The following is a 23,726-nucleotide window of genomic DNA, read 5'->3' as shown; positions in this document are numbered from 1 at the left end:
TTGATAAACCTCCTACTTACTGCGCCAGGTGATCCGACCGCGGGTCAGATCGTAAGGCGACATTTCCACTGTCACCTTATCGCCGGGCAGAATCCTGATGAAATTCATTCTGAGCTTTCCGGAAATATGCGCTAAGATCGTGTGTCCATTTCCAATGTCGACTTGGAATGTGGTGTTGGGCAGCGATTCAACGACGACGCCCTCTACTTCGATCATGTCGGATTTTGCCAAGTGTTATCCCTCCTGGTCTTGATCACTGCCGCGTATCGCGGCGATGGCTTTACGAAGCTCACTATTTGTGATGGTTTCGTTGCTTCTGATCCTCTGGGAAACCGCGCCCCCATCGCGCCGGAGCAGCGCCGCGTGTTTGCGCCGCTTGCGCTTCGGCCGTTCCACGGGCCGCGTCTTTCCGTCCGCCAGCAGGAGGAAGTCCCCCTCCGTCGCAAGGACGAAGAAGACCTCTCCCTTATCCCTGCCGGCGGTAGATGTTACGATATTCGCTTTCACAATGTCCATATCACACCAATGACTTCTCCGGGTCCGTCAGAAGCTCCGGCTCCCCGTCGGTGATCAGTACGGTGTTTTCGTAGTGTGCGGCGTTTTTCCCGTCGGCTGTCCTCACCGTCCAGCCATCCGGCATCTGCCTGATAGCGGCCGTCCCCGCGTTGACCATAGGCTCCACGGCGATGGTCATACCCCGCAGAAGACGGGGTCCATGGCCGGGCTTGCCGTAATTGGGGACTTCGGGTGCCTCATGCATCTGGTGTCCGATGCCGTGGCCGACATATTCCCGGACGACGCTGAAGCCGTTTGCCTCCACATACGCCTGCACAGCGGCGGAGATATCCGACAGGCGATAGCCCTCGCGGGCATACTTTATGCCCTCAAAGAAGCTCTGCTGCGTCACCCGGATCAGCCGCAGCGCCTCGTCGGACACCTGACCACAGGGATAGGTGCCGGCGCAGTCGCCGTGGAAACCGCCGATGAACGCCCCCACGTCTACGCTGACGATGTCGCCCTCCTGCAGCACCCGTTTGCCGGGGATGCCGTGGATGATCTCGTCGTTGACGCTGACGCACACGCTGGCCGGATAGCCGTTGTAGTGCAGGAAGGAGGGCGTTGCGCCCTGCTCCTTGATAAACTGGAACACTGCTTTGTCGATCTGAGCTGTGGTGACACCGGGTTTTACCATATCCCGTGCCAGGGCACGGGCTGCCGCGGTAATTTTGCCCGCCCGGCGCATCAGCTCGATCTCATGGGGTGACTTGAGCGTGATCATTCGGCCACTCCCAGCACCCGCAGGATCTCCCGTGTCGTACCCTCCACAGTGGGCTGGTCCTCCACGGTCTTCAGAACGCCTCTGGCCTCATAGAAGCCCTTGAGGGGTTCCGTCTCCTTATGATAGACCGCCAGACGGTCTTTCACCGTCTCCGGGTCATCATCCTTACGCTGCTTCAGCGCACCGCCGCACACATCACAAATTCCCTCTTTTTTCGGGGGGATGTTTATGATGTGATAGCTGGCGCCGCAGCTCTCGCAGACACGCCGGCCGCCCATGCGGGCGATGATCTTCTCATCGGGGATCTCGATGGCGACCACAGCGTCGAATCTGATACCCGCCTGCTCCAGCGCCTCAGCCTGGGCGATGGTGCGGGGCACCCCGTCCAGAATGTAGCCGTTGGCGCAGTCGGCCTCCTGCAAACGCTCGTTGATGATGCCGATGATGACCTCATCGGGCACCAGCTTGCCAGCATCCATATACTCCTTGGCCTTCAGCCCGGTGGGCGTGCCGTTCTTCACAGCCGCCCGCAGGATGTTGCCCGTAGAGATGGTGGGGATATCCAGCTTTTTCTTGATGATGTCTGCCTGGGTGCCCTTGCCGGCACCGGGAGCGCCTAAAAGGATCAGTTTCATGGTAATTACCTCAAATTATTCCAGGAAGCCCTTGTACTGACGCATCAGCATCTGGGACTCCAGAGCCTGGACGGTCTCCAGCGCAACACCGACCACGATGATGACGGAGGTACCGCCGATGGACAGAGAGGGCACATTCACGATCTTGCCGATCAGCAGGGGCAGGATCGCCACGACGCCCAGGTAGATAGCGCCGAACAGCGTGACCTTATTGAGCACCTTCTTGATGAAGTCCGCGGTGGGCTTGCCCGGGCGGAAGCCGGGGATAAAGCCGCCGTTCTTCTTCAGGTTGTTGGATATCTCAACGGGGTTGAACTGGATGGTAGCATAAAAGTAACTGAAAGCGATGATCATCAGGAAGTAGACGATCATATACAGTACACTCTTGCTGTCCACAGCGTTCACCAAAGTATACGCAAAAGTACCCTTCTCCGGTGCGGGCAGGAACGCCGCCACCGTGGGGATGATCATGGCGATGGACTGGGCAAAGATGATAGGCAGCACGCCGGACATATTTACCTTCATGGGAAGGGTAGATGCCTGACCGCCGTACATCTTACGGCCCACCTGGCGCTTGGCGTACTGCACGGGGATGCGGCGCTCGGCGCCGTTGACCCAGGTGATCAGTACGATCAGAGCCAGAATGCCGATGACCACCAACAGTGCGTGCCACCACTGCATAGCCCCGGACTTCAGGGAAATGCTCATGCCGGACACCATGCTGGGCACGCGGGACAGGATACCCGCGAACAGGATGATGGAGATACCGTTGCCGATACCGAATTCCGTGACCTGCTCGCCCATCCACATCACGAAGGAGGAGCCGGCAATGAAGGAGATAATGATGACCAGCGCCGCCCACACACCGGTATTGGTGAGGATGCTGGCGTTCTTCATCAGGGCGTAGTAGCCCCAGCCCTGCAGGATGGCGATGGCCACCGTGGCGTAACGGGTGATGGACTGGATCTTCTTCTTGCCCTCCTCGCCGCCCTCACGGGCCAGACGCTCCAGGGGAGGAATGGCGATGGTGAGGAGCTGAATGATGATGGAGCTGTTGATATAGGGCTGTACGCCCAGTGCAAACACTGTAGCGCTGGCGAAAGCACCGCCGGACATCACGTCGTACAGGCCCAGCACCGTGGTGCTCATCTGAGACAGGTAATCGCCCAGCAGCTTTGTGTCTACATAGGGCACGGGGATCGCGTTGCCGATACGGAAAATCAGCAGGATCAGGGCGGTGAAGACGATCTTCTTACGAAGCTCGGGGATCGCCCACGCTTTTTTGATCGTCTGGATCACTTAGATCACCTCTGCCTTTCCGCCGGCTGCCTCGATCGCTTCCTTGGCAGCCTGGGAAAAAGCAGCGGCCTGCACGGTCACCTTCTTGGTAACCTTGCCGTTACCCAGGACCTTGACGCCGTACTCGCACTTGCTCAGGATACCCTTAGCAAGCAGGGCTTCCGCGGTGACGATCTCGCCGTCCTCAAACTTGTTGAGGGCGCTCAGGTTGATGATCTCCAGGGGCTTGGCAAAAATGTTGTTGAAACCGCGCTTGGGGATGCGGCGTGCCAGAGGCATCTGACCGCCTTCGAATCCGATGCGGGTGCCGCCGCCGGAGCGGGCCTTCTGACCCTTGTGACCACGGCCTGCGGTCTTGCCGTTGCCGGAGCCGTGACCACGGCCCTTGCGGTAGGCTTCCTTAACGGAGCCGGCTGCGGGAGACAGTTCGTTCAGTTTCATTCTCTCGCACCTCCTTATTCTTCAGTGACCTTCAGCAGGTAGCCGATCTTGGCGACCTTGCCGCGGGTCTGGGCATTGTCGGGCTGGACGGTGGTATCACCGATCTTACGCAGGCCCAGGGAGTTGGCGGTAGCGATGTGCTTCTCCAGTCTCCCGTTGAGGCTCTTTACGAGCTGGATCTTCAGATTAGCCATTGTTCAGTCCCTCCTTAACCCACGATCTCGTCCACGCTCTTGCCGCGGGTGCGGGCGACTTCTTCGGGGGTACGCAGGGACTTCAGGCCCTCGAAGGTAGCGGCCACCACGTTCACAGCGGTGTTGGAGCGCAGGCACTTGGTACGGATATCCTTGATACCCGCGGCCTCCATGATGATACGCACGGGGCCGCCGGCGATCACGCCGGTACCGGGGGCGGCGGGCTTCATCAGCACGCGGCCTGCACCGGCCTCGCCGATGATCTCGTGGGGGATGGTGCTGCCGGACAGGGACACGTTGATCATGTTCTTCTTGGCGTCCTCGATGCCCTTGCGGATCGCCTCGGGCACCTCGGCGGCCTTGCCCAGGCCGTAGCCGACCTTGCCCTTGCCGTCGCCGACCACCATCAGGGCGGAGAACTTCATGACACGACCACCCTTAACGGTCTTGGAAACGCGGTTGGTAGCGACTACTTTTTCAATGTACTCGCTCTGCTCTCTTTCAAATCTGGCCATTGATAAGTCCTCCTTCCTTAGAATTCCAGGCCGCCCTCGCGGGCGCCTTCAGCCAGCTCGGCCACACGGCCGTGGTACAGGTAGCCGCCGCGATCGAACACGACGGTATCGATGCCCTTAGCCTTGCAGCGCTCGGCAACCAGCTTGCCCACAGCGCGGGCCGCGGTCTTGTTGCCGCCGTTGCCCTCGATCTCTTTGTCCAGAGAGGAAGCAGAGACCAGGGTATTGCCGGCCACATCGTCGATGACCTGGGCGTAGATGTTCTTCTCGCTGCGAAATACGTTCAGACGGGGACGCTCGGGAGTGCCGGACAGCTTGGCGCGGACTCTCTTATGGCGCTTCAGACGCTGCGCGTTGGTATCGGGTCTTTTAATCATATCGGCACACCTCCTTACTTCTTAGCGCCGGTCTTACCGACCTTGCGGCGGATGACTTCGTCAACATACTTGATGCCCTTGCCCTTATACGGCTCGGGAGGACGCTTCTCGCGGACTTCCGCCGCGAACTGGCCCACCTTCTGCTTGTCGGGACCGGAGATCACGACCTTGTTGGGGCCGGGCACGTCGATAGTAATACCGTCGATCTCCGCCATCTTCACGGGATGGGAGTAACCGAGGTTCATGACCAGCTCGTTGCCCTCCTTGGCGGCACGATAGCCGACACCGTTGATCTCCAGCTCCTTCTTGAAGCCTTCGCTGACGCCGACGACCATGTTGTGCAGCAGCGCACGGGTCATGCCGTGCAGCGCGCAGTGCAGCTTGTCGTCGGAGGGGCGCTTGACATGGATGGTGTTGCCGTCCTGCTCCAGGATCATCTCCGGACGCAGGGCCTGGGTCAGGGTGCCCTTAGGGCCCTTGACGGTGACAACGTTGTTCTCCGCGATGGTGACTTCCACACCGGCGGGGACGGTAATGGGCATTCTACCAATTCTCGACATTGTTCAAATACCTCCTTACCATACGAACGCAAGGACTTCGCCGCCGACGTGCGCTGCGCGAGCAGCCTTGTCGGTCATGACGCCCTTGGAAGTGGATACGATCGCGATGCCGAGACCACGCAGCACGCGGGGCAGCTCGTCGGCGCCCACATAGACGCGCAGGCCGGGCTTGGACACGCGGCGCAGGCCGGAGATGACCTTCTCCTTGCCGGCATTGTACTTCAGGGTGATGCGGATAACGCCCTGGGTACCGTCGTCGATGACCTGGAAGGACTTGATGTAGCCCTCATCCAGCAGGATCTGAGCGATGCTCTTCTTCATGTTGGAAGCAGGAACGTCGACGGTCTCGTGCTTGGCGTTGTTGGCGTTGCGGATACGGGTCAGCATATCGGCAACAGGATCAGTGATGTGCATACGAATGTTTCCTCCTATTTTAGAGTTACAGGCTCACGCCTGTTAAGGCAGCGAGGTATCACTGATAATTTAGTCCGTCGGCAGCGCACTGCCGGTGTTTAATTACCAGTGACCTTTCGCCATCCTGTATTACCGGAGCCTTGCGGCTCTTAGGTACATGGGTTCGGCGGAGAGCGACGCTCTCTGCCGGAGTTCTCCTGGTAGAGATTTTGTTCTCAGACGAGGCGGCGAGGCGATGGCGTACTTTGCGTACGCCGAGCCGCGCCAACGAAGTATGAGGACAAAAGATCACCAGGAAGCCTTGCGGACGCCGGGGATCTCGCCCTTGTACGCCAGCGTACGGAAGCAGATACGGCACACACCGTAGTCACGCAGGTAGGCGTGGGGACGGCCGCACAGCTTGCACCGGTTGTACTTGCGGGTGGAGAATTTCGCAGGCGCCTGCTGCTTCAGGATCATAGACTTCTTAGCCATTTCGTTCTCCTCCTAATCAGCGTTCAAAGGGAGCGCCGACCAGAGTCAGCAGCTCGCGAGCTTCTTCATCGGTCTGGGCGGTCGTGCAGATGACGATGTCCATGCCGCGGATCTTGTCGATCTTATCGTACTCGATCTCGGGGAAGATCAGCTGCTCCTTGATGCCCAGGGCATAGTTGCCGCGGCCGTCAAAGGCGTTGGCGCTGATGCCGCGGAAGTCACGCACACGGGGCAGAGCCACGTTGAACAGACGATCCAGGAACTCCCACATCTTGTCACCGCGCAGCGTGACCTTGGCGCCCACGGGCATACCCTCACGCAGCTTGAAGTTCGCGACGGACTTCTTGGCGATGGTGACAATGGCCTTCTGGCCGGTAATGGTGGCCAGGTCGCCGCACACGGCGTCCAGGACCTTAGCGTTCTCACGCGCCTCACCGCAGCCCACGTTCACGACGACCTTGTCGATCTTGGGGATCTGCATGGTGGACTTGTAGCCGAACTTCTTGAAGAGAGCAGGAGCTACTTCTTCGGTATACTTGACTTTCAGACGTGCCATTACTTACTCTCTCCTTTCTTTACAGGGCAGCGCCGCAGTGCTTGCACACGCGGACTTTCTTGCCGTCCTTGATCTCATAGGCCACGCGGGTGCCCTTGTCGCACTTGGGGCAGACCACCTGGACCTTGCTGGCGTAGATAGCCGCCTCGCGCTTGACGATGCCGCCCTCTTCGCCCTGCTTGCGGGGCTTGATGTGGCAGGTCACCATATTGATGCCCTCGACCACGACCTTGCGCTCACTGGGAACGGTGCCCAGCACCTTGCCGGTCTTGCCCTTGTCCTTGCCAGACAGAACGACCACCTTGTCGTTCTTCTTGATCTTCAGATTGTTCATGTGTCCGTCCCCTCCTTAAATAACTTCGGGAGCGAGGGACAGGATCTTCATGTAATCCTTGTCGCGCAGCTCACGAGCCACCGGCCCAAAGATACGGGTGCCTCTGGGGTTCTTGTCGTCCTTGATGAGGACGGCGGCGTTGTCGTCGAAACGGACATAGGTGCCGTCGGCACGACGCACGCCCTTGGCGCTGCGGACGATAACGGCCTTGACGACCTCGCCCTTCTTCACCTGACCGCCGGGAGTGCTCTTACGCACGGAGGCAACGATGACGTCGCCGATGTTGCCGTACTTGACCTTGGAGCCGCCCAGAACGCGGATGCACTTGATCTCTTTGGCGCCGGTATTGTCAGCGACCTTCAGATAAGATTCTTGCTGGATCATACTTACGGCACCTCCTTACTTAGCCTTCTCGACGATCTCGACCACGCGCCAGCGCTTGTCCTTGGACAGGGGGCGGGTCTCCATCACCTTCACGACGTCGCCAACACCGCAAGCGTTCTGCTCGTCGTGAGCCTTCAGCTTATAGGTACGGCCGACGATCTTCTTATACAGAGGATGGGCGACGCGGTCCTCGATGGCGACGACCACGGTCTTGTCCATCTTATCGGAAACGACCTTGCCGACTCTGGTCTTGCGGGAGGAAATTCTCTTCTCTTCCATGTTACTTCTCCTCCTTTTCACGGATAACGGTCTTCACACGAGCGATGTCGCGCTTGGTCTCGGCGATCTTGAGAGGATTGTCCAGCTGATTGGTTGCGTGCTGCATACGCAGGAAGAACAGATCCTTCTTCAGGGAGTCCAGCTTCTCGTTCAGCTGCTCCACGGTCATTGCACGTACTTCAGTTGCCTTCATCTCATTCACCTACTTCCTGGGCTTCGAGATCCTCGCGCTTGACGATCTTCGTCTTGATGGGCAGCTTGTGGCTGGCCAGACGCAGGGCCTCGCGGGCGACCTCTTCAGAAACACCGGCGATCTCGAACATGACACGGCCGGGCTTGACTACTGCGACCCAATACTCGGGGGAACCCTTACCGGAACCCATACGGGTCTCGGCCGGCTTCTCGGTGATGGGCTTGTCGGGGAAGATCTTGATCCAGACCTGACCGCCACGCTTGGTGTAGCGGGTCATGGCGATACGAGCCGCCTCGATCTGGTTGCTGGTGATCCAGCTGGGCTCCAGAGCCACCAGGCCGTATTCGCCGTAGGTGACCTTGTTGCCGCGCATGGCCTTACCGGTGAGGCGGCCACGGTGTACTCTGCGGTACTTAACTCTCTTGGGCAGAAGCATTACTGAGCGCCTCCTTCTTTCTTTTCTGCAGGCTTGCGGAAGCCGCCCTCGGGACGGGGACCGCGGTTGAAGCCGCCGTTCTGACGGTCACGGTTGAAGCCGCCGTTCTGGCCATCGCGGCGGAAGCCACCGCGGCGGTCACCGTCACGACGGTTGCCGCGACGCTCACGACGCTCCTGATAGGGCTTGCTGGTGTCCAGCGTGCGCGGGGTGGTGCGCAGGGCCTGGGACAGGATCTCGCCCTTGTAGATCCAAACCTTCACGCCGATGCGGCCGAAGGTGGTAGCAGCCTCAGCAAAGCCGTAGTCGATGTCGGCACGCAGCGTCTGCAGGGGGATGGTACCCTCGTGATAGTGCTCGCTGCCGGCGATCTCGCGGCCGCCCAGACGGCCGCCGCAGTTGCACTTGATGCCCTTGGCGCCGGCGCGCATAGCGCGGCCCATGGCGTTCTTCATAGCGCGGCGGTGAGAGATACGCTTCTCCAGCTGTGCGGCGATGTTCTCGGCCACCAGCTGCGCGTCCATATCGGGGTTGCGGACCTCGACGATGTTCAGCTTCACGGTCTTGCCGATCAGCTTCTCCACGTCCTTGCGGTACTGCTCGATCTGCTCGCCGCCCTTGCCGATGACCACGCCGGGGCGTGCCACGTGCAGATAGATGGTGACGACCTCGTTGCTGCGCTCGATCTCGATCTTGGAGACACCGGCGGCAAACAGCAGCTTCTTCAGGTACACACGGATCTTGTGATCCTCGACCAGCAGATCGCCGACCTTCTCATTGCTGGCATACCAGCGGGAATCCCAGTCCTTGATGACGCCCACGCGCATACCATGGGGATTAACTTTCTGACCCATTTAACTGTTCCTCCCTTTCTTAGTCTCTCTCCGCGACGGCCAGCGTCACATGAGAGGTTCTCTTGTTGATGCGATAGGCACGGCCCTGTGCACGGGGCATCATCCGCTTCAGGATGGGGCCGGGGGTGGCGAACACCTGGGTCACGACCAGCTTGTCGGGATCCATGCTGAAGTTGTTCTCCGCGTTGGCGCAGGCGCTCTTGAGCAGCTTGACCAGAGGCTCGGAGGCGGACTTCGGGGTGTTCATCAGGATCGCCATAGCAGTCTTGGCATCCTTGCCGCGGATCAGATCGCAGACGATCTGGACCTTGCGGGGAGAGATGCGGACGTATCTCAGATATGCTTTCGCTTCCATATTACTCTGCATCCTCCTTTTTAAGCTTTCTTGGTATGGCCGCGGAAGGTACGAGTGGGCGCGAACTCGCCCAGCTTGTGACCCACCATGTCCTCCTGCACATAGACAGGCACATGACGGCGGCCGTCGTGGACAGCGATGGTGTGACCGACGAAGGCGGGGAAGATGGTGGAGCTGCGGCTCCAGGTCTTCAGCACGTTCTTCTCGCCCTTGGCGTTCATCTCTTCGACCCGCTTCAGCAGCTCAGGGGCAACATACGGGCCTTTTTTGATAGATCTGCTCATATTCTCTTGCCTCCTTTACTTCACGTTGCGACGCTTGACAATGAACTTGTCGGTGGGGTTCTTCTTCTTGCGGGTCTTGTAACCCAGAGCCGGCTTGCCCCAAGGAGTGACAGGACCGGGACGGCCCACGGGGGACTTGCCTTCACCGCCGCCGTGGGGGTGATCGCAGGGGTTCATGACGGAGCCGCGCACGGTGGGACGCCAACCCATGTGACGCTTACGACCGGCCTTACCGATCTGGATGTTCTCGTGCTCCAGATTGCCGACCTGACCGATGCAGGCCTTGCAGTTGGTACGGATGATGCGGACCTCGCCGGAGGGCATACGGATCTGGGCGTTGTCGCCTTCCTTAGCCATCAGCTGGGCATAGGCGCCGGCGGAGCGAACCAGCTGGGCGCCCTTGCCGGGGTGCATCTCGATGTTGTGGATCACGGTACCCACGGGGATGTTGGCGATGGGCAGGCAGTTGCCGGGCTTGATATCGGCAGCGGCGCTGGAGATCACCTTGTCGCCAGTGGCCAGACCAACGGGAGCGACGATGTAGCGCTTCTCGCCATCCTCGTACTGGACCAGGGCGATGTTGGCGCTGCGGTTGGGATCGTACTCCAGGCGCAGAACGGTGGCTTCCATGTCCATCTTGTCGCGCTTGAAGTCGATGATGCGATACTTGCGCTTCTCGCCGCCGCCGCGATGACGGACGGTGATGCGGCCGTAGCTGTTGCGACCAGCGTTCTTCTTCAGCACCTCAACGAGGCTGGCTTCAGGCTTCGCGTGCTTGTCGATACCGTCGAAGCCGGAAACAGTCATGTGGCGGCGGGAAGGGGTGGTCGGCTTAAAAGTTTTAATAGACATTCTCTACACTCCCTTCTCTTACACCATACCCTCGAAGAACTCGATGGTCTTGGAATCCTTAGCCAGCTGGACATACGCTTTCTTCCAGCTCTTACGGGTACCGGGACGGCCGGCGCCCATGCGCTTGGTCTTGCCATCGTAGTTGATGGTATTGACCTTGGCGACCTTCACGCCGAAGATCTTCTCCACGGCGTTCTTGATCTCGATCTTACCGGCGGAGGGCGCCACCTCGAACACGTACTTCTTGTCGGAAGTAGCGGCCATGGAACGCTCGGTAATGATGGGACGGATGATGATGTCGTATACGTTAGCCATTACGCGAACACCTCCTCGATCACGGTGAGGGCTTCCTTATCCAGCACCAGATACTTGGCCTTGAGAATGTCATAGACATTGATCAGGTTGGCCATAGAGGTCTCGACGCCGGGGATGTTGCGGGCGCTCTTGACGACGATCTCGTCCTTGGCGGGGGTGACCACCAGAGACTTACCGTCGGCCTTGACGGCGTTCAGGAACGCGCGGAAGTCCTTGGTCTTGATGCTGTCCATCTTGATGCTGTCGATGACGATGATCTCGCCGGCAGCAGCCTTGGCAGACAGAGCAGATTTCATAGCCAGTCTCTTGACCTTCTTGTTCAGAACGTAAGAGTAGCTGCGGGGCTTGGGGGCGAACACGATGCCGCCGTGGGTCCACTGGGGCGCGCGGGTGCTGCCCTGACGGGCGTGACCGGTACCCTTCTGACGCCAGGGCTTCTTGCCGCCGCCGGAGACCTCGGCGCGGGTCAGAGCGCTCTGGGTGCCCTGCCGGCAATTTGCCAGGTGGTTCTTGACCACTTCGTGCACGACGGCGGTGTTCGGCTCCACGCCGAAGATGCTGTCGTTCAGCTCAACAGTACCGACCTCAGCGCCGGCCATGTTCAAAACTTTGATAGCAGACATTTCCTTAAGCACTCCTTTCCTTACTTAGTGCGGGCGGAAGCCTTCTGCGGGTTACGACCGGAAGCCTTCTGCGGGTTGTTGCTGATACCAGCGTCAGCGTGCTTGATGCGGTGGGTCTTAACGGTGGACTTGATGAGCACCAGACCGCCCTTGGGGCCGGGGATGGCGCCGCGGACCGCGATCATGTTCAGCTCAGGATCGACCTTCACGATGTCCAGGTTCTGGATGGTCACCTGGTCGCAGCCCATCTGGCCGGCGCCGATCTTGCCCTTGAAGATACGGCTGGGATCGGTGGTAGAGCCCATGGAACCGGCATGACGATGGACGGGGCCGCCGCCGTGGCTCATGGGGGTACGGCCGGCGTTCCAGCGCTTCACAACGCCCTGGTAGCCGTGACCCTTGGTGGTGCCGGTCACGTCAACGAAGTCACCCTCGTGGAACGTGTCGGCCTTGATGATGTCGCCGATGTTCAGCTCGGCGGCGTTCTCCAGGTCGAACTCGCGCAGGTACTTTTTGGGAGCCACGCCCGCCTTGTTCAGGTGGCCCATCTCGGGCTTGGTCAGCTTGCGCTCGGGGACATCCTCGAAGCCCAGCTGCACAGCGGCGTAGCCTTCCTTCTCGGCAGTCTTCTTCTGGACGACGGTGCAGGGACCCGCCTCGATAACGGTGACGGGGATGACCTTGCCGTTTTCGTCGAAGATCTGAGACATACCGACTTTCTTGCCAATGATTGCCTTCATGTATGATCCTCCTTAAAGGTTATTGGTCGACATAGATTCAACTTCCATTGGGTAGAAGCCGCTTGCTCTGCCGACGTAACCCCCGGAACGCCTCACGCAAGTTAGCGCCCCGGCTGGGTAGCAAGCAAATTCGTTTGCAGGGATATTATATAAGGTGTTTACAGCTTGATCTCGATCTCCACACCGGCGGGCAGATCCAGAGCCATCAGCGCCTCCACGGTCTTGGGGGTGGAGTTGGTGATGTCGATCAGTCTCTTGTGGGTGCGGCGCTCGAACTGCTCACGGCTGTCCTTATACTTGTGGGTAGCGCGCAGGATGGTGACGATCTCTTTCTTGGTGGGCAGGGGGATCGGGCCGGAGACGGTAGCGCCGGTGCGCTTGGCGGTCTCGACGATCTTCTCTGCGGACTGGTCGATGACCTGGTGGTCATAGGCCTTCAGACGAATGCGGATCATTTCTTTTGCCATTTGGTTTGTTCCTCCATAAAATTCGTACGGTTTTTGTTGCTTTGACCAATGCCGTACGGCGGGAAATTTCTTATACGCCGTTCCGTGCGTATCATTCCGACTCATAAGAAACACCGGCGATCAGGCCGGTGCCCTTCTGGCGCGGCGATCTACGCCGACGAACAGAAATCTCTCAGCCGCCCGATTATCGGACATACTCCCCGGAAGTTACCTCCTTGCGGAGCAATCTCCCGGTTCATCGCAGTTGCAAACGCCTCCGGGTGTGCAGCACCCTTCGCGCGCGTACCCATATATAATAAAGGAAAAATCCCCTTATGTCAAGGGGATTTTTCTATTTCCTATACAAATTTTTTCAGGTATTTTTGTAGCTTTTGCCGGTCGCTTTTTAAAGTTTCACGCCACCGTATTCACCGTGCCCACAAACAGCGGCACATTGTTGTAGTCGAAAATCACGAACAGGAACGGCCGATCCAACTCCATCTCCACGGTGGGCGGCACTTCCATCATGGCCGAGTCCGCGCAGACCAGCTCCGTGTAGGCCGCGGCCTCCACGCCGTCCTCGTCGATCTTCACCCGCGCCGCCTGCATGACGCTGTCCACCACCGCGCCGTTGTCGGTCAGCGGCGTAAAGTCCGCCTTTGTCCCGTCAAAAGCGCCAGTCACGCCCAGCGAGCGCAGCGCCTCATTCAGCCCCGTGGAGGACTTCACATCGAACTTGGGCACCGACCACACCAGCTCTGCGGCGTTGTAGTCCCCGGCCAGCTCCGTCAGGAAGCCCTGCCGCTGCAGCAGGCTCTCCGGCGTCACGCCCTCGTCCGGCAGCACGAACACCATGCGGCCATAGTTCAGCGACCGGGGCGCGGCGGTGTAGCCGTCACCCTTCCGATAGCTGCCGCTCTCCGTGCGGTGCATGAAGTCCACCTTCTGCGCCGACCCGTCGGCAGCGGTGAATGTGTCCTGCTTCGTCCGGCTGCTCTCGAAGGCGTCACGCCAGCTGGATTTATAATATATGGTGTTGTACAGCCGCAGCAGATTGTCCACTTCGGTCTGAATGTCCCGCGTCTCCTGGGACAGCAGCCCTCCGGTGTTCTGGTTCAGCCAACTGGCGATGGCCTCGTCCGCCTCCGCCGTGCCCATGGGCACCCGGTAGGTGGACGCATAGTACCAGTCCGCCAGCGCGTCCACGGCCTCCTGCTTCACGTCGGCGTTCTCCCGCAGGAACGCGCCGTTGGCCAGACGGCACACCGACCGCCCGTCGTCCAGATACACGCTCATCCACAGGTCGCGCACCGTCTGCCGCAGCGTTTCGCTGTCAGCCGCGCTCAGCAGCTCCATCACCTGCTGCTTCGTCTCCCCTGCCGTCATCTCCGTCAGCATACTGAGCGCCACATACAGGCTGATGGGCGAGTACACCCGGTTCTCGCTGTCGGCGAAGATCTTGCCCAGCGTCCTGTCCGCAAAGGCCAACACCGCGCCGCCGTCCGGCTCCGCATCCAGCTTGCCCAGCTTTTGCAGCGCCTCCCGGTACTCGGTGTACGCCGCGTCGTAGGCGTCCCAGTCGCCCTCACCGTTTTCATCGAAGTAGTCCTCAAACCGCGGTTCCGCCGGGTACGCAGGGTACGCCGCCTCTTTGACCACATACTTCGTCAGATCCACCGCCGCTGCCGGTCCCTCTGCCCTGCAGGTTATCACCTCTTTCGAACCGCAGCCCGCCAGCATCAGCCCCGCCAGCACCGCGCACATGGCCGCTTTCAGTCGTTTCATGGGAAATACCTCCTTTTCTTCCTTCTGCCCCTTTGACGGATATGCGCCGCGATTTGTTCCCAGCCGAAAAAAGACCGCCCACAGGCGGTCTTTTTTATATTCAGACACGTTTCCACTTTGCGCCGCCGGGCACGTCGGTGATCTCGATTCCCTGGGCCTTCAGCTCGTCGCGGATGCGGTCGGCCTCGGCAAAGTTCTTGGCCTTCTTGGCATCGGCGCGGGCGTGGATCAGCGCCTCCACTTCTGCGTTGGTCTCGCCGTCCTCGCTGATGACGGTGAACTCGCCGGCAGTGGGGGCGGCGGCCTGCTTGGCGCGGAGGGTAGCGGCCTTCTCCAGCAGCTTCAGGCCCAGCACGGTGTCGAAGCTGTCCAGCAGGGCCAGCTTGGTCTTGTCATTGGTCTTGGCCTTCAGCACGTCATACAGCACCGTCACAGCCATGGAGGTGTTCAGGTCGTTGTCCATGGCAGCCATGAACTTGGCCTTGTACTCGTCAAAGGCAGCCCGGTCCACCTCGCCCTCATCCTTCAGCGCCGCGATCTTGCTCAGCAGCTTGTTGTAGGCCACGGTGGCGTTGTCCAGGTTCTCCCAGGTGAACACCAGACTCTTGCGGTAGTGGCTCTGCAGGCAGAAGAACCGGTAGGCCAGCGGGTCATAGCCCTTCTCCTCCAGCAGCGATACCGTCAGGAACTCACCCTTGGATTTGGACATCTTGCCATGGTCGGTGTTCAGGTGTGCCACATGGCACCAGTGGGGGCACCAGGGATGGCCCAGATAGCTCTCGCTCTGGGCGATCTCATTGGTGTGGTGGGGGAAGGCGTTGTCCACGCCGCCGCAGTGCAGGTCCAGATACTCGCCGTTGTACTTCATGGAAATACCGGAGCACTCAATGTGCCAGCCGGGATAGCCCACGCCCCAGGGAGAGTCCCATTTCAGCGCCTGGTCCTCGAACTTGGACTTGGTGAACCACAGCACAAAGTCGTTCTTGTTGCGCTTGTTGGTGTCCTCCTCCACGCCCTCGCGGACGCCCACAGCCAGATCCTCCTCGTTGTGATCGTTGAAGATGTAGTACCGCTTCAGCTTACTGGTGTCGAAATACACGTTGCCGCCGGCCAGATATGCATACCCGGTGTCGATGAGCTTGGTGATGATCTTGATATAGTCGTCAATGAGGCCGGTAGCGGGCTGCACCACGTCCGGGCGCTTGATGTTCAGCTTCCGGCAGTCCTCGAAAAACGCGTCGGTGTAATACTTGGCGATCTCCATGACGGTCTTGTGCTCACGCTTGGCGCCCTTGAGCATCTTGTCCTCGCCCTCATCGGCATCAGAGGTCAGGTGTCCCACGTCGGTAATATTCATGACGCGGTTCACGTCGTAGCCCGCGTAGCGCAGGTATTTCTCCAGCACGTCCTCCATGATATAGGAGCGCAGGTTACCGATGTGGGCGAAGTGGTACACGGTGGGGCCGCAGGTGTACATCTCCACATGGCCCGGCGTATGGGTCTTGAACTCCTCTTTCTTGTGGGTGGCGGAATTATACAAATACATAACGGTTCTCCTTCTATCTACATTATATTATTATGCCGAACAAAAACGCCTCCCATGCCGTAGGGCATGAGAGGCGAAAAAGACTTCGCGGTTCCACTCTCGTTTATCACTCAAGTCCGGCCATAACGCAGGCCATGCGGAGGGCATCCACATCCCTCGCGCTCCCGGACGCACTTTCTGCACCGCTGTGCGGGACGGCTTTCAGCCGGTGACCGTCCCTCTCTTGGCAAAGCTGTGGCGCGTACTCTTTCCGTTCATCGCGCTATTCGGTTCAGTTAATAGTAACAGGAATTTCCCGCCGTGTCAAGTCATTTGACCTCTTTGAACACATCAGCGTTTTTGGCGAAGTACTCGATGCCGGAGTACACGGTTGTCACGAGGATGACGCCCTGACACACATAGTTCAGCCACTGAGGAATACCCAGCAGGATCAGGCAGATACACACCATGGTGCTGGCGGTCTTGACCTTACCGGACCAGCCAGCGGCGATGACCCGGCCCTTCTCCACAGCCACCAAACGCATGCCGGACACGGCAAACTCCCGCAGCAGCACGATGGCCAACACCCACGCGGCGAAGGTGCCCTCCTCCACGAACCAGCACAGCGCCGCCATCACCAGGCACTTGTCCGCCAGCGGATCCATGAATTTCCCGAAATCGGAGACCTGATTATAGTGCCGGGCAATGTAGCCGTCCAGCAGGTCGGTCAAACAGGCCACGATGTAGATGCCCAGCGCCACATAGCGGCTGCCGGGAAAACCCCAGTACAACACCACCAAGAACGCGGGAATCATCAGCACCCGCAGGATCGTCAATTTGTTCGCCGTAGTCATATATGTATCCACCTTTCGCTTTTATCTCTCGCAGCATTATAGCACGGTGCCGGGCAAAGGGAAAGCCCCCTTTTACTCCGCCAACTCGCCGGTCAACTCGCCGTCCATGGTGCCGGTGATACGCACCGGCACGAACTCACCCGCCTCCACCTCATGGTCGGCGGTGAAATAGATGCGCCCGTCAATATCGGGGCTCTCGGCGTAGCTACGCCCCACGAACTGCATGGCCTCCTGGTCGAACCCGTCGCACAGCACCTCTGCCACAGTGCCCATACGGCTGTCGTTGAAGTCGTCCATGATTCGGGACTGTACGTCCACCACCAGCTCCGCCCGGCGCTCGGCCTCGGCGGTGTCCACACGGTTCAGCATGCGCGCCGCCGGTGTCCCCTCCTCCGGGGAGTAGGGGAACACGCCCACCCGTTCGATGCGGACCTCCTGTAAAAATTCGCACAGCTCCTCAAACGCCGCCTCATCCTCGAAGGGCAGACCGGTGATAAGGCTGGTCCGCAGCACCAGGTCGGGGATACGCGCCCGCAGCTCACGGAACAGTGCCAGCAGCTCCGCCTTGTCGCCACGGCGGTTCATGGCGCGCAGCACCTTGTCGTTGCAGTGCTGGATGGGGATATCCAGATAGGGCAGCACCTTCTCCTCCGCGGCGATGGTGTCGATCAGCTCGTCGGTGAACTCGTCCGGATACAGATAGTGCAGCCGGATCCAGCGGAAGTCCAGCTTACACAGCTCCCGCAGCAGCGCCGCCAGCTTCTTTTCGCCGTACAGGTCGATGCCGTAGCGGGTGATATCCTGGGCGATGACGATGCACTCCTTCACCCCGGCGTCAGCCAGATGCTTCGCCTCGACCAGCACATCCTCCATGCGGCGGCTGCGGTATTTCCCGCGCAGAGAGGGTATCACACAGTATGCACAGCGGTTGTCGCAGCCCTCGGCAATACGCAGATAGGCATAGTGCCCCGGCGTCGTCAGCACCCGGTCGAATTCATCGATCATCCCGTGGATATCGGCAAAGCGCCGGGGCGTACCGCCGGCCATCATCTCGGAAAGCGCCGGCACGATCTCACCGTAGCTGCCGGTGCCCATGATACCGTCCACCTCGGGCAGCTCGTCCAGTATCTCCTGCTGGTAGCGCTGGGTCAGGCACCCCGTCACCAGTATCTTGCCCACCTGTCCCTCGGCCTTCAACGCCGCCACAGACAGTATGGTGTCGATCGCCTCCTCCTTGGCACTGTCGATAAACCCGCAGGTGTTGATGACCACCGCGTCCGCACCGGCGGGTGCCTCCAGCAGCGTATGCCCCGCATCGCGGCACAGAGCCATCATCTGCTCTGTATTCACCAAATTCTTGGCACAGCCAAGGGAAATAAATGCAACCTTCACGTCGTATACCTCACGTCTCGTCTATTTCCTGCCCCCACTCATTGAGCACGGGCCGTATGTCATTCCAGGAAAACCCACGCCGCTGCAATGCCGCGGCCAGCTTCCGGCTGTCCTCCTGTGTCATGGGCCGGCCCCGCAGTCTGGCAGCCACCACCTTCCGCACGGCGTCCGCTGCCGGGGGCAGCTGTGCCAGCGCCTCGTCCCACAGCTCCCGGGGCACGCCCCGGCGGTGCAGTTCCTGTTTCACCCGGCCTGGGCCATAACCCATGGCCCCGTAATGCCGCACGATAACGCCGGCATAGCCCTCGTCATCCACCGCGCCGAGCGTCTCCAGCCAGTCGGCGGTGTCCGCCGCCTGCTCCTCTGTGGCGCCCTTTTTTGTCAGACGGCGCTGCACCTCTTTTTTGGACAACATCCGTCCCGACGCCATCCGCGCCGCGGTCTGCTTCAGCTGAGACTGCTGTGCCGCCGCCTGTAATTCTACCACAAGCGCCGGCGACAAGTCCATACCTTTGTATAAACCAAAGCGCAGAAGCTCCGCGCCGGTGATTCGAAGGAGGTCGCCCCCCTCCAGAAACACCAGCACGCGCTCCTGCTTGTGCTTTGATTTTTCAATGCGCTCGATCCGCATCAGTCTTCGTCGTCAAAATCGTCGGCGGACACGTCCACCGCCCGTCCGGCGGCCTTGGCCGCTACCCGGGACTGGCTGCCCATCAGCTTGTGGAAGTTCTCACGCACCGCCGTCTCCAGCTTATCCGCTTCGTCCGGATGGTCACGGAAGTACTGCTTGGCCGCGTCACGACCCTGACCCAGGCGCAGCTCGCCCATATTGAACCAGGAGCCGCTTTTCTGCACCAGGTCCAGCTTCACCGCCAGATCCAGCAGATCGCCCAGCTTGCTGATGCCCTCGCCGTACATGATATCGAACTCCGCCTCGCGGAACGGAGGCGCCACCTTGTTCTTCACCACCTTGGCCCGGGTACGGTTGCCGATGACCTCGCCGCCGGACTTCAACGTCTCGATACGGCGCACGTCAATGCGGACGGAGGCATAAAACTTCAGCGCACGGCCGCCGGTGGTGACCTCCGGATTGCCATACATGACGCCCACCTTCTCGCGCAGCTGGTTGATGAAAATGACGATAGAATTGGTCTTGTTGATGATTCCTGTCAGCTTACGCAGGGCCTGGCTCATCAGTCGGGCATGCAGGCCCACAAAGCTGTCGCCCATCTCGCCCTCGATCTCCGCCCGGGGCACCAGCGCCGCCACGGAGTCCACCACCACTACGTCGATGGCGCCGCTGCGGACCAAGGCCTCGGTGATCTCCAGCGCCTGCTCGCCGGTGTCCGGCTGGGAGATCAGCATATCCTCCACATTAACGCCCAGTGCCTTGGCATAGGTGGGGTCCAGAGCGTGCTCCGCATCCACAAAGGCTACCTCGCCGCCCATTTTCTGCGCCTCGGCCAGCACGTGCAGTGCCAGCGTGGTCTTACCGGAGGACTCCGGTCCGTAGATCTCCACAATACGGCCCCGGGGCAGGCCGCCGATACCCAGCGCCAGATCCAGCGACAGTGAGCCGGTAGGAATGGACTCCACATTCAGCGTACTCTCCGCACCATAGCGCATGATCGACCCCTTGCCGTACATCTTCTCGATCTGCTGCATGGCCGTCTCCAGCGCCTTCTTTTTGTCGGATACCACCGGTGCCGGGGCGACAGGTTCCTTTTTGACTGCCATAGTTCCGTCCTCCTCAAGTTCTGATGTATCTAATATATCTCCCCAACTGTCCCAAAAAACGGACAGTCAACGTACGCTGTCAAAGCTCCGAGCACAGCACACCCTCTACCACCCGGGGAATACCGTTCAGATCCGGGGTGATCTCCAGATCGCCGAAACCCACACTCCGCATGATCCGCAGCACCTCGTCCGCCTGGCCGATACCCACCTCGAACAGCAGCCGTCCGCCCACGCGGAGCGCTGCCGTCCAGTGTCCGGCGATCGCTCGATAGAAGTCCAGCCCGTCCGCGCCGCCCCGCAGCGCCAGATGAGGCTCGTAGTCCCGCACAGACGCGTCCAACTCCGCGATGTCCCCATCGGGGATATAGGGCGGATTGGACACGATGCAGTCAAACTCCCCCAGATGGGCCGACGGCTTCTCCCGCGCGTCCAGCTGCAGGGACACCACCCGCCCGGTCAGGTCATTGCGGCGGATGTTCTGGCGGCAGATACGCAGTGCGCACTCGTCCAGCTCGCCCAACACCACATGGCTCTCCGGCGCGTTTTTGGCCAGGGCCAGGCCGATACAGCCCGAGCCTGCACACAGGTCCAGCACCCGGGGCTCGGCCACGGTCTTCAGGTACATCAGCGCCCGATCCACCAATACCTCGGTGTCCGGCCGGGGGATCAGCACACTCTCAGAGATATCCAGCGGCAGGCCGTAGAACTCCCACTCGCCGATCAGGTACGCCACCGGCTCGCCGGCCAGATGGCGCTCCGCCAGGCGGCGCACCTGCTGTTCCACCGACTCCGGCACGTACAGCCGGCCATCCCGGCTCAACGCCTCCCGGGTCTTCCCGGAGGCGCAGCACACCAACTCCCGGGACTCCAGCGTGGGGTCGGGCAATCCTGCCCGCAGGAATTGCTGCCGCACGTCCAAATACAAATTGTTATATGTGATCGCCATAATACGTACCGTTTTCACTTTCTTCGGTATTTTTCGGCGCTTTCCGCTGTTTTGCGCCCCGCTGCGCGACCCCGGTTCACCAGGTGTCGGTACCCTTCTCCTCCGGAATGACCAGCTTCATGGCCTCGATCGCCACCTCGATCATGCTGTCGTCCGGCTCGTGGGTCGTAAAGTTCTGCAGCCACATACCGGGGGCAGAGAGGACGCGCGTCAGCGCATTGTCGTGCGCCCCCACCAGGCGGTTGAACTCATAGGTGATGCCCACCACGGGCACCAGCAGCAGCAGCTTCACGCCCACACGGACCCACACGCTCTGCCAATTGATGTAGGGAAACACCAGGCTGGAGACAATGATGGACACGATGATGACCACAAACAGGAAGCTGGTGCCGCAGCGGGGGTGGTGCCGGGGCTGGATACGAACGTTCTCCACCGTCAGCGGCAGTCCCGCCTCATAGCAGAAAATGGTCTTGTGCTCCGCACCGTGGTAGCAGAACACCCGGTATACGTCCTTCTGTCTGGAGCAGAGGATCATGTACGCCAGCAGCACCAGGATCTTGACCACACCCTCGATCAAATTGTGGATCGCTGGGCTTGTGGCGTGGAACAGCCCCGCCAGAAACGTAGGCAGCAGCATGAACAGCACCAGCATGAGGCCGATGCTCAGCACCACTGAAAAGCCCACCAGCAGCGATTGCAGCTTCTCCGCCGGCACGTGCTTGTTGAGCCATTCCTCCAGCTTGTCCGGCTTGGCATTCTCGTCCTCCGGGAAGTAATCTGCCGAGAACATCAGCGCCTTGACGCCGGTGATCATGGAGCCGATGAACGTCACCGCGCCCCGCAGAATGGGAACGCCCAGAATGGGGTAGTTGGCCTTGACGAATTTGCGCTGGGTCACCTTGGTGACCAGGCCCTCCGGTGAACGGACCACGATCGCATCCTTCTCCGGGCCGCGCATAAGTATTCCCTCGATCAGCGCCTGTCCGCCGATACTGGTACGGAAAGCGCCCTTTTTCTTTTCCATAGGTCTGCTGAATTCCTTTCTGACGCAAGCATAGCACAGCTTGCAGTAAAATGCAACACTTGTTCGAGTTTTTTCTGTTCTTTTTTACAATTCCTGTTCAGCCTGCTTTTTCAACGGCAAATACACCGTAACTACGGTGCCGCCGCCCTCGGCGTTGGCGATGTCCAGTCGTCCGCCGTGGCGCTGGACGATCTCGTCGCAGACCGCCAGACCGATTCCGCTGCCCCGAGCCTTGGATGAGCCCTTGTAGAACTTCTGCTTCACATAGGGCAGCTCCGCCTCCGGTATACCGGGGCCGAAGTCCCGGATGGTGATCACATACTCCCCTTCCTGCTGGCTCAGATGCACAGCGATGCGCTTGCCGCTGCCGCCGTGCTTGGCCGCATTGTCCAGCAGATTGCAGAATACCTGCTTCAGGCGTTCCGGGTCGCCGGAGATGACCTCGCTGTACTCCGCCCGATCACTGGAATACTCCAGGGCAATGCCGTCCTGACGAAACAGCTCCCGGTAGCTGTACACCGCGTCCTCCAACTCCGCCTGCAGATCGGTGTCCTCCACCTGCAGGGTGAAGCGCCCATCCTCCAGGCGGGAAAATTGCAGCAGTTCCTCCACCATATTGGTCAGACGGCGGGACTCCTTCACCATGATCTGCACGCCGCGCTTGATCTGCTGCACGTCGTTGGACTCATCGGCCAGCAGCGTTTCGCCCCAGCCGTTGATCGCCGTCAGTGGTGTCCGCAGCTCATGGGACACCGAGGAGATGAACTCGGACTTCATTCGTTCGCTCTCGCCGATCTTGCGGGACATATCGTTGATGTTGTCCACCAACTCGCCCATTTCGTCGGAGTACTTGTTGGGTATCTGCACGCCGTAGCTGCCGCCGGAGATACGCTTGGCCGCCTCTGACACGGCGGACACGGGGGCCACCACATTGTTGATGAAGATCATACTGGACATGACGATCAGCCCCACCACCGCCAGCATGACGCCGGCCACCAGCAGGACCGTCAGCAGCACCTGCCGGTCGATGTTCCCGATGGCGGTAACGTAGCGCATAACGCCCACCACCTGGCCGTTGAACTTCAGCAGGCCGGACACCGCCAGGATGCGCTCCCCGGTGACGCTGTCACGGCCGATGTAGTCCTGCACCGTGCCGCTTTCCAGCGCCCGCAGTATTTCCGGCGTGCTGGGGTAGGTGCCGGTGGTGACGCCCCGGGTCGTGACCTCCACGCGGCCGGATCTGTTGAGGAACTGCAGCTCGATCTTGTCGCTGTCGTCAAAGGCGGCGGCGTAGATCGTCGCGCTGCGGTAATACTCCCGATAGCTGGTCATCACATAGGTGTTGAAATAGTCCGCGCCCGCCGCGGCCTTTGCCCGCAGTGTAGAGCGCGCACTGTTGTAGTAGTTGCTGGCAAAACCCACGGAGATGAGCACGCCCACCAGCAGCAATATGACCAGCACCGGCCCCATGCTGCCGGTGAGCCACCGGCGGCGCAGGCCCTGCACTTTATGCTTCTTTCCTGCCAAGGCGTTCATCTCCTTTCATCGCAAAATAAGGTATAGCGCACCCACGGGCGCGGCGCAAAGCCTGACAGCGAGAGATTTTTTGCCAGGACGAGCCACA

35 protein-coding genes are annotated in these 23,726 nt (G+C 60.1%); all 35 read right to left on the bottom strand.

Annotated features, from left to right (window positions below; all coding sequences use genetic code 11):
- Positions 1–12: 12 nt before the first annotated feature.
- A complete protein-coding gene (infA, locus tag ACOMDU_RS08825; RefSeq protein WP_021858709.1) occupies positions 13–231 on the bottom strand; it encodes a translation initiation factor IF-1 in 219 nt (72 codons plus the stop codon).
- A 3-nt stretch (positions 232–234) separates the two neighbouring features.
- Positions 235–516, bottom strand: coding sequence for a KOW domain-containing RNA-binding protein (locus tag ACOMDU_RS08820; RefSeq protein WP_022136295.1), 282 nt, complete (start codon positions 514–516; stop codon positions 235–237).
- Between the two features lies 1 nt (position 517).
- Positions 518–1,279, bottom strand: a complete 762-nt coding sequence (gene map, locus ACOMDU_RS08815) for a type I methionyl aminopeptidase (RefSeq protein ID WP_022136294.1) — start codon at positions 1,277–1,279, stop codon at positions 518–520.
- Positions 1,276–1,914: an adenylate kinase gene (locus ACOMDU_RS08810; RefSeq protein WP_421129983.1), complete on the bottom strand. Its 639-nt coding sequence runs from the start codon at positions 1,912–1,914 to the stop codon at positions 1,276–1,278. The genes map and ACOMDU_RS08810 overlap by 4 nt, the downstream gene beginning before the upstream one ends.
- Positions 1,915–1,929: 15 nt before the next feature.
- Entirely contained in the window at positions 1,930–3,213 is a 1,284-nt protein-coding gene (gene secY, locus ACOMDU_RS08805; protein ID WP_022136292.1) for a preprotein translocase subunit SecY, read from the bottom strand.
- A complete protein-coding gene (rplO, locus tag ACOMDU_RS08800) occupies positions 3,214–3,654 on the bottom strand; it encodes a 50S ribosomal protein L15 (protein ID WP_022136291.1) in 441 nt (146 codons plus the stop codon).
- Between the two features lie 14 nt (positions 3,655–3,668).
- Positions 3,669–3,848, bottom strand: coding sequence for a 50S ribosomal protein L30 (rpmD, locus tag ACOMDU_RS08795; protein ID WP_022136290.1), 180 nt, complete (start codon positions 3,846–3,848; stop codon positions 3,669–3,671).
- 14 nt (positions 3,849–3,862) lie between these two features.
- Positions 3,863–4,363, bottom strand: a complete 501-nt coding sequence (gene rpsE / locus ACOMDU_RS08790; RefSeq protein ID WP_022136289.1) for a 30S ribosomal protein S5 — start codon at positions 4,361–4,363, stop codon at positions 3,863–3,865.
- A gap of 17 nt (positions 4,364–4,380) precedes the next feature.
- The gene (gene rplR / locus ACOMDU_RS08785) at positions 4,381–4,740 is read right to left on the bottom strand and encodes a 50S ribosomal protein L18 (RefSeq protein WP_022136288.1); all 360 of its coding nucleotides are present in this window, start codon (positions 4,738–4,740) and stop codon (positions 4,381–4,383) included.
- A gap of 14 nt (positions 4,741–4,754) precedes the next feature.
- Positions 4,755–5,300 carry a 50S ribosomal protein L6 gene (gene rplF, locus ACOMDU_RS08780; protein WP_321044704.1) on the bottom strand — a complete coding sequence of 182 codons (546 nt, stop codon included), beginning with the start codon at positions 5,298–5,300 and terminating at the stop codon, positions 4,755–4,757.
- A gap of 15 nt (positions 5,301–5,315) precedes the next feature.
- Complete coding sequence (gene rpsH, locus ACOMDU_RS08775) at positions 5,316–5,714, bottom strand: 30S ribosomal protein S8 (protein ID WP_022136286.1); 399 nt, start codon at positions 5,712–5,714, stop codon at positions 5,316–5,318.
- A gap of 288 nt (positions 5,715–6,002) precedes the next feature.
- Positions 6,003–6,188: a type Z 30S ribosomal protein S14 gene (locus tag ACOMDU_RS08770; protein ID WP_021858720.1), complete on the bottom strand. Its 186-nt coding sequence runs from the start codon at positions 6,186–6,188 to the stop codon at positions 6,003–6,005.
- A gap of 16 nt (positions 6,189–6,204) precedes the next feature.
- A complete protein-coding gene (gene rplE / locus ACOMDU_RS08765; protein WP_321044706.1) occupies positions 6,205–6,744 on the bottom strand; it encodes a 50S ribosomal protein L5 in 540 nt (179 codons plus the stop codon).
- A 19-nt stretch (positions 6,745–6,763) separates the two neighbouring features.
- Entirely contained in the window at positions 6,764–7,078 is a 315-nt protein-coding gene (gene rplX / locus ACOMDU_RS08760; protein ID WP_337591779.1) for a 50S ribosomal protein L24, read from the bottom strand.
- A gap of 15 nt (positions 7,079–7,093) precedes the next feature.
- Positions 7,094–7,462 carry a 50S ribosomal protein L14 gene (gene rplN, locus ACOMDU_RS08755; protein ID WP_321044708.1) on the bottom strand — a complete coding sequence of 123 codons (369 nt, stop codon included), beginning with the start codon at positions 7,460–7,462 and terminating at the stop codon, positions 7,094–7,096.
- A gap of 15 nt (positions 7,463–7,477) precedes the next feature.
- Positions 7,478–7,741 (bottom strand): 30S ribosomal protein S17, encoded by a 264-nt coding sequence (gene rpsQ, locus ACOMDU_RS08750; protein WP_421129982.1) that lies wholly within the window; start codon positions 7,739–7,741, stop codon positions 7,478–7,480.
- A 1-nt stretch (position 7,742) separates the two neighbouring features.
- Complete coding sequence (rpmC, locus tag ACOMDU_RS08745) at positions 7,743–7,934, bottom strand: 50S ribosomal protein L29 (RefSeq protein WP_337591776.1); 192 nt, start codon at positions 7,932–7,934, stop codon at positions 7,743–7,745.
- A 1-nt stretch (position 7,935) separates the two neighbouring features.
- Positions 7,936–8,370: a 50S ribosomal protein L16 gene (rplP, locus tag ACOMDU_RS08740; RefSeq protein WP_337591775.1), complete on the bottom strand. Its 435-nt coding sequence runs from the start codon at positions 8,368–8,370 to the stop codon at positions 7,936–7,938.
- A complete protein-coding gene (rpsC, locus tag ACOMDU_RS08735) occupies positions 8,370–9,224 on the bottom strand; it encodes a 30S ribosomal protein S3 (RefSeq protein ID WP_337591774.1) in 855 nt (284 codons plus the stop codon). Before rpsC ends, rplP begins: the two co-directional genes overlap by 1 nt.
- 19 nt (positions 9,225–9,243) lie before the next feature.
- Positions 9,244–9,579: a 50S ribosomal protein L22 gene (gene rplV, locus ACOMDU_RS08730; RefSeq protein ID WP_321044713.1), complete on the bottom strand. Its 336-nt coding sequence runs from the start codon at positions 9,577–9,579 to the stop codon at positions 9,244–9,246.
- 20 nt (positions 9,580–9,599) lie between these two features.
- Positions 9,600–9,863 carry a 30S ribosomal protein S19 gene (gene rpsS, locus ACOMDU_RS08725; protein ID WP_321044714.1) on the bottom strand — a complete coding sequence of 88 codons (264 nt, stop codon included), beginning with the start codon at positions 9,861–9,863 and terminating at the stop codon, positions 9,600–9,602.
- 15 nt (positions 9,864–9,878) lie between these two features.
- Positions 9,879–10,715, bottom strand: a complete 837-nt coding sequence (gene rplB, locus ACOMDU_RS08720; protein ID WP_421129981.1) for a 50S ribosomal protein L2 — start codon at positions 10,713–10,715, stop codon at positions 9,879–9,881.
- An 18-nt stretch (positions 10,716–10,733) separates the two neighbouring features.
- Positions 10,734–11,030, bottom strand: a complete 297-nt coding sequence (gene rplW, locus ACOMDU_RS08715; RefSeq protein WP_421129980.1) for a 50S ribosomal protein L23 — start codon at positions 11,028–11,030, stop codon at positions 10,734–10,736.
- Positions 11,030–11,653, bottom strand: a complete 624-nt coding sequence (gene rplD / locus ACOMDU_RS08710; RefSeq protein WP_421129979.1) for a 50S ribosomal protein L4 — start codon at positions 11,651–11,653, stop codon at positions 11,030–11,032. Before rplD ends, rplW begins: the two co-directional genes overlap by 1 nt.
- A 20-nt stretch (positions 11,654–11,673) precedes the next feature.
- Complete coding sequence (gene rplC, locus ACOMDU_RS08705) at positions 11,674–12,393, bottom strand: 50S ribosomal protein L3 (RefSeq protein ID WP_421129978.1); 720 nt, start codon at positions 12,391–12,393, stop codon at positions 11,674–11,676.
- 158 nt (positions 12,394–12,551) lie between these two features.
- Complete coding sequence (gene rpsJ / locus ACOMDU_RS08700) at positions 12,552–12,860, bottom strand: 30S ribosomal protein S10 (protein ID WP_022136174.1); 309 nt, start codon at positions 12,858–12,860, stop codon at positions 12,552–12,554.
- Between the two features lie 393 nt (positions 12,861–13,253).
- Complete coding sequence (locus ACOMDU_RS08695) at positions 13,254–14,624, bottom strand: serpin family protein (protein ID WP_421129977.1); 1,371 nt, start codon at positions 14,622–14,624, stop codon at positions 13,254–13,256.
- 100 nt (positions 14,625–14,724) lie between these two features.
- Positions 14,725–16,170: a cysteine--tRNA ligase gene (gene cysS / locus ACOMDU_RS08690; protein WP_421129976.1), complete on the bottom strand. Its 1,446-nt coding sequence runs from the start codon at positions 16,168–16,170 to the stop codon at positions 14,725–14,727.
- Positions 16,171–16,478: 308 nt separating this feature from the next.
- Positions 16,479–17,003, bottom strand: coding sequence for a CDP-diacylglycerol--glycerol-3-phosphate 3-phosphatidyltransferase (gene pgsA, locus ACOMDU_RS08685; protein ID WP_421129975.1), 525 nt, complete (start codon positions 17,001–17,003; stop codon positions 16,479–16,481).
- A gap of 72 nt (positions 17,004–17,075) precedes the next feature.
- On the bottom strand, positions 17,076–18,395 hold the full coding sequence (rimO, locus tag ACOMDU_RS08680; protein WP_421129974.1) for a 30S ribosomal protein S12 methylthiotransferase RimO: 1,320 nt from the start codon (positions 18,393–18,395) through the stop codon (positions 17,076–17,078).
- Positions 18,396–18,405: 10 nt separating this feature from the next.
- A complete protein-coding gene (locus ACOMDU_RS08675) occupies positions 18,406–19,026 on the bottom strand; it encodes a regulatory protein RecX (RefSeq protein ID WP_022135411.1) in 621 nt (206 codons plus the stop codon).
- Positions 19,026–20,132, bottom strand: a complete 1,107-nt coding sequence (recA, locus tag ACOMDU_RS08670; RefSeq protein ID WP_022135410.1) for a recombinase RecA — start codon at positions 20,130–20,132, stop codon at positions 19,026–19,028. The genes ACOMDU_RS08675 and recA overlap by 1 nt, the downstream gene beginning before the upstream one ends.
- 79 nt (positions 20,133–20,211) lie before the next feature.
- Positions 20,212–21,078: a peptide chain release factor N(5)-glutamine methyltransferase gene (gene prmC, locus ACOMDU_RS08665; protein ID WP_421129973.1), complete on the bottom strand. Its 867-nt coding sequence runs from the start codon at positions 21,076–21,078 to the stop codon at positions 20,212–20,214.
- 76 nt (positions 21,079–21,154) lie between these two features.
- Complete coding sequence (locus tag ACOMDU_RS08660) at positions 21,155–22,102, bottom strand: DUF1385 domain-containing protein (RefSeq protein ID WP_421129972.1); 948 nt, start codon at positions 22,100–22,102, stop codon at positions 21,155–21,157.
- 84 nt (positions 22,103–22,186) lie between these two features.
- Positions 22,187–23,629 carry a sensor histidine kinase gene (locus tag ACOMDU_RS08655; protein ID WP_421129971.1) on the bottom strand — a complete coding sequence of 481 codons (1,443 nt, stop codon included), beginning with the start codon at positions 23,627–23,629 and terminating at the stop codon, positions 22,187–22,189.
- Positions 23,630–23,726: the final 97 nt, after the last annotated feature.

Source organism: Vescimonas sanitatis (assembly GCF_049060325.1).
Taxonomy (GTDB): Bacteria; Bacillota; Clostridia; order Oscillospirales; family Oscillospiraceae; genus Vescimonas; species Vescimonas sanitatis.
This window is presented reverse-complemented; position numbering and strand designations above follow the sequence as displayed.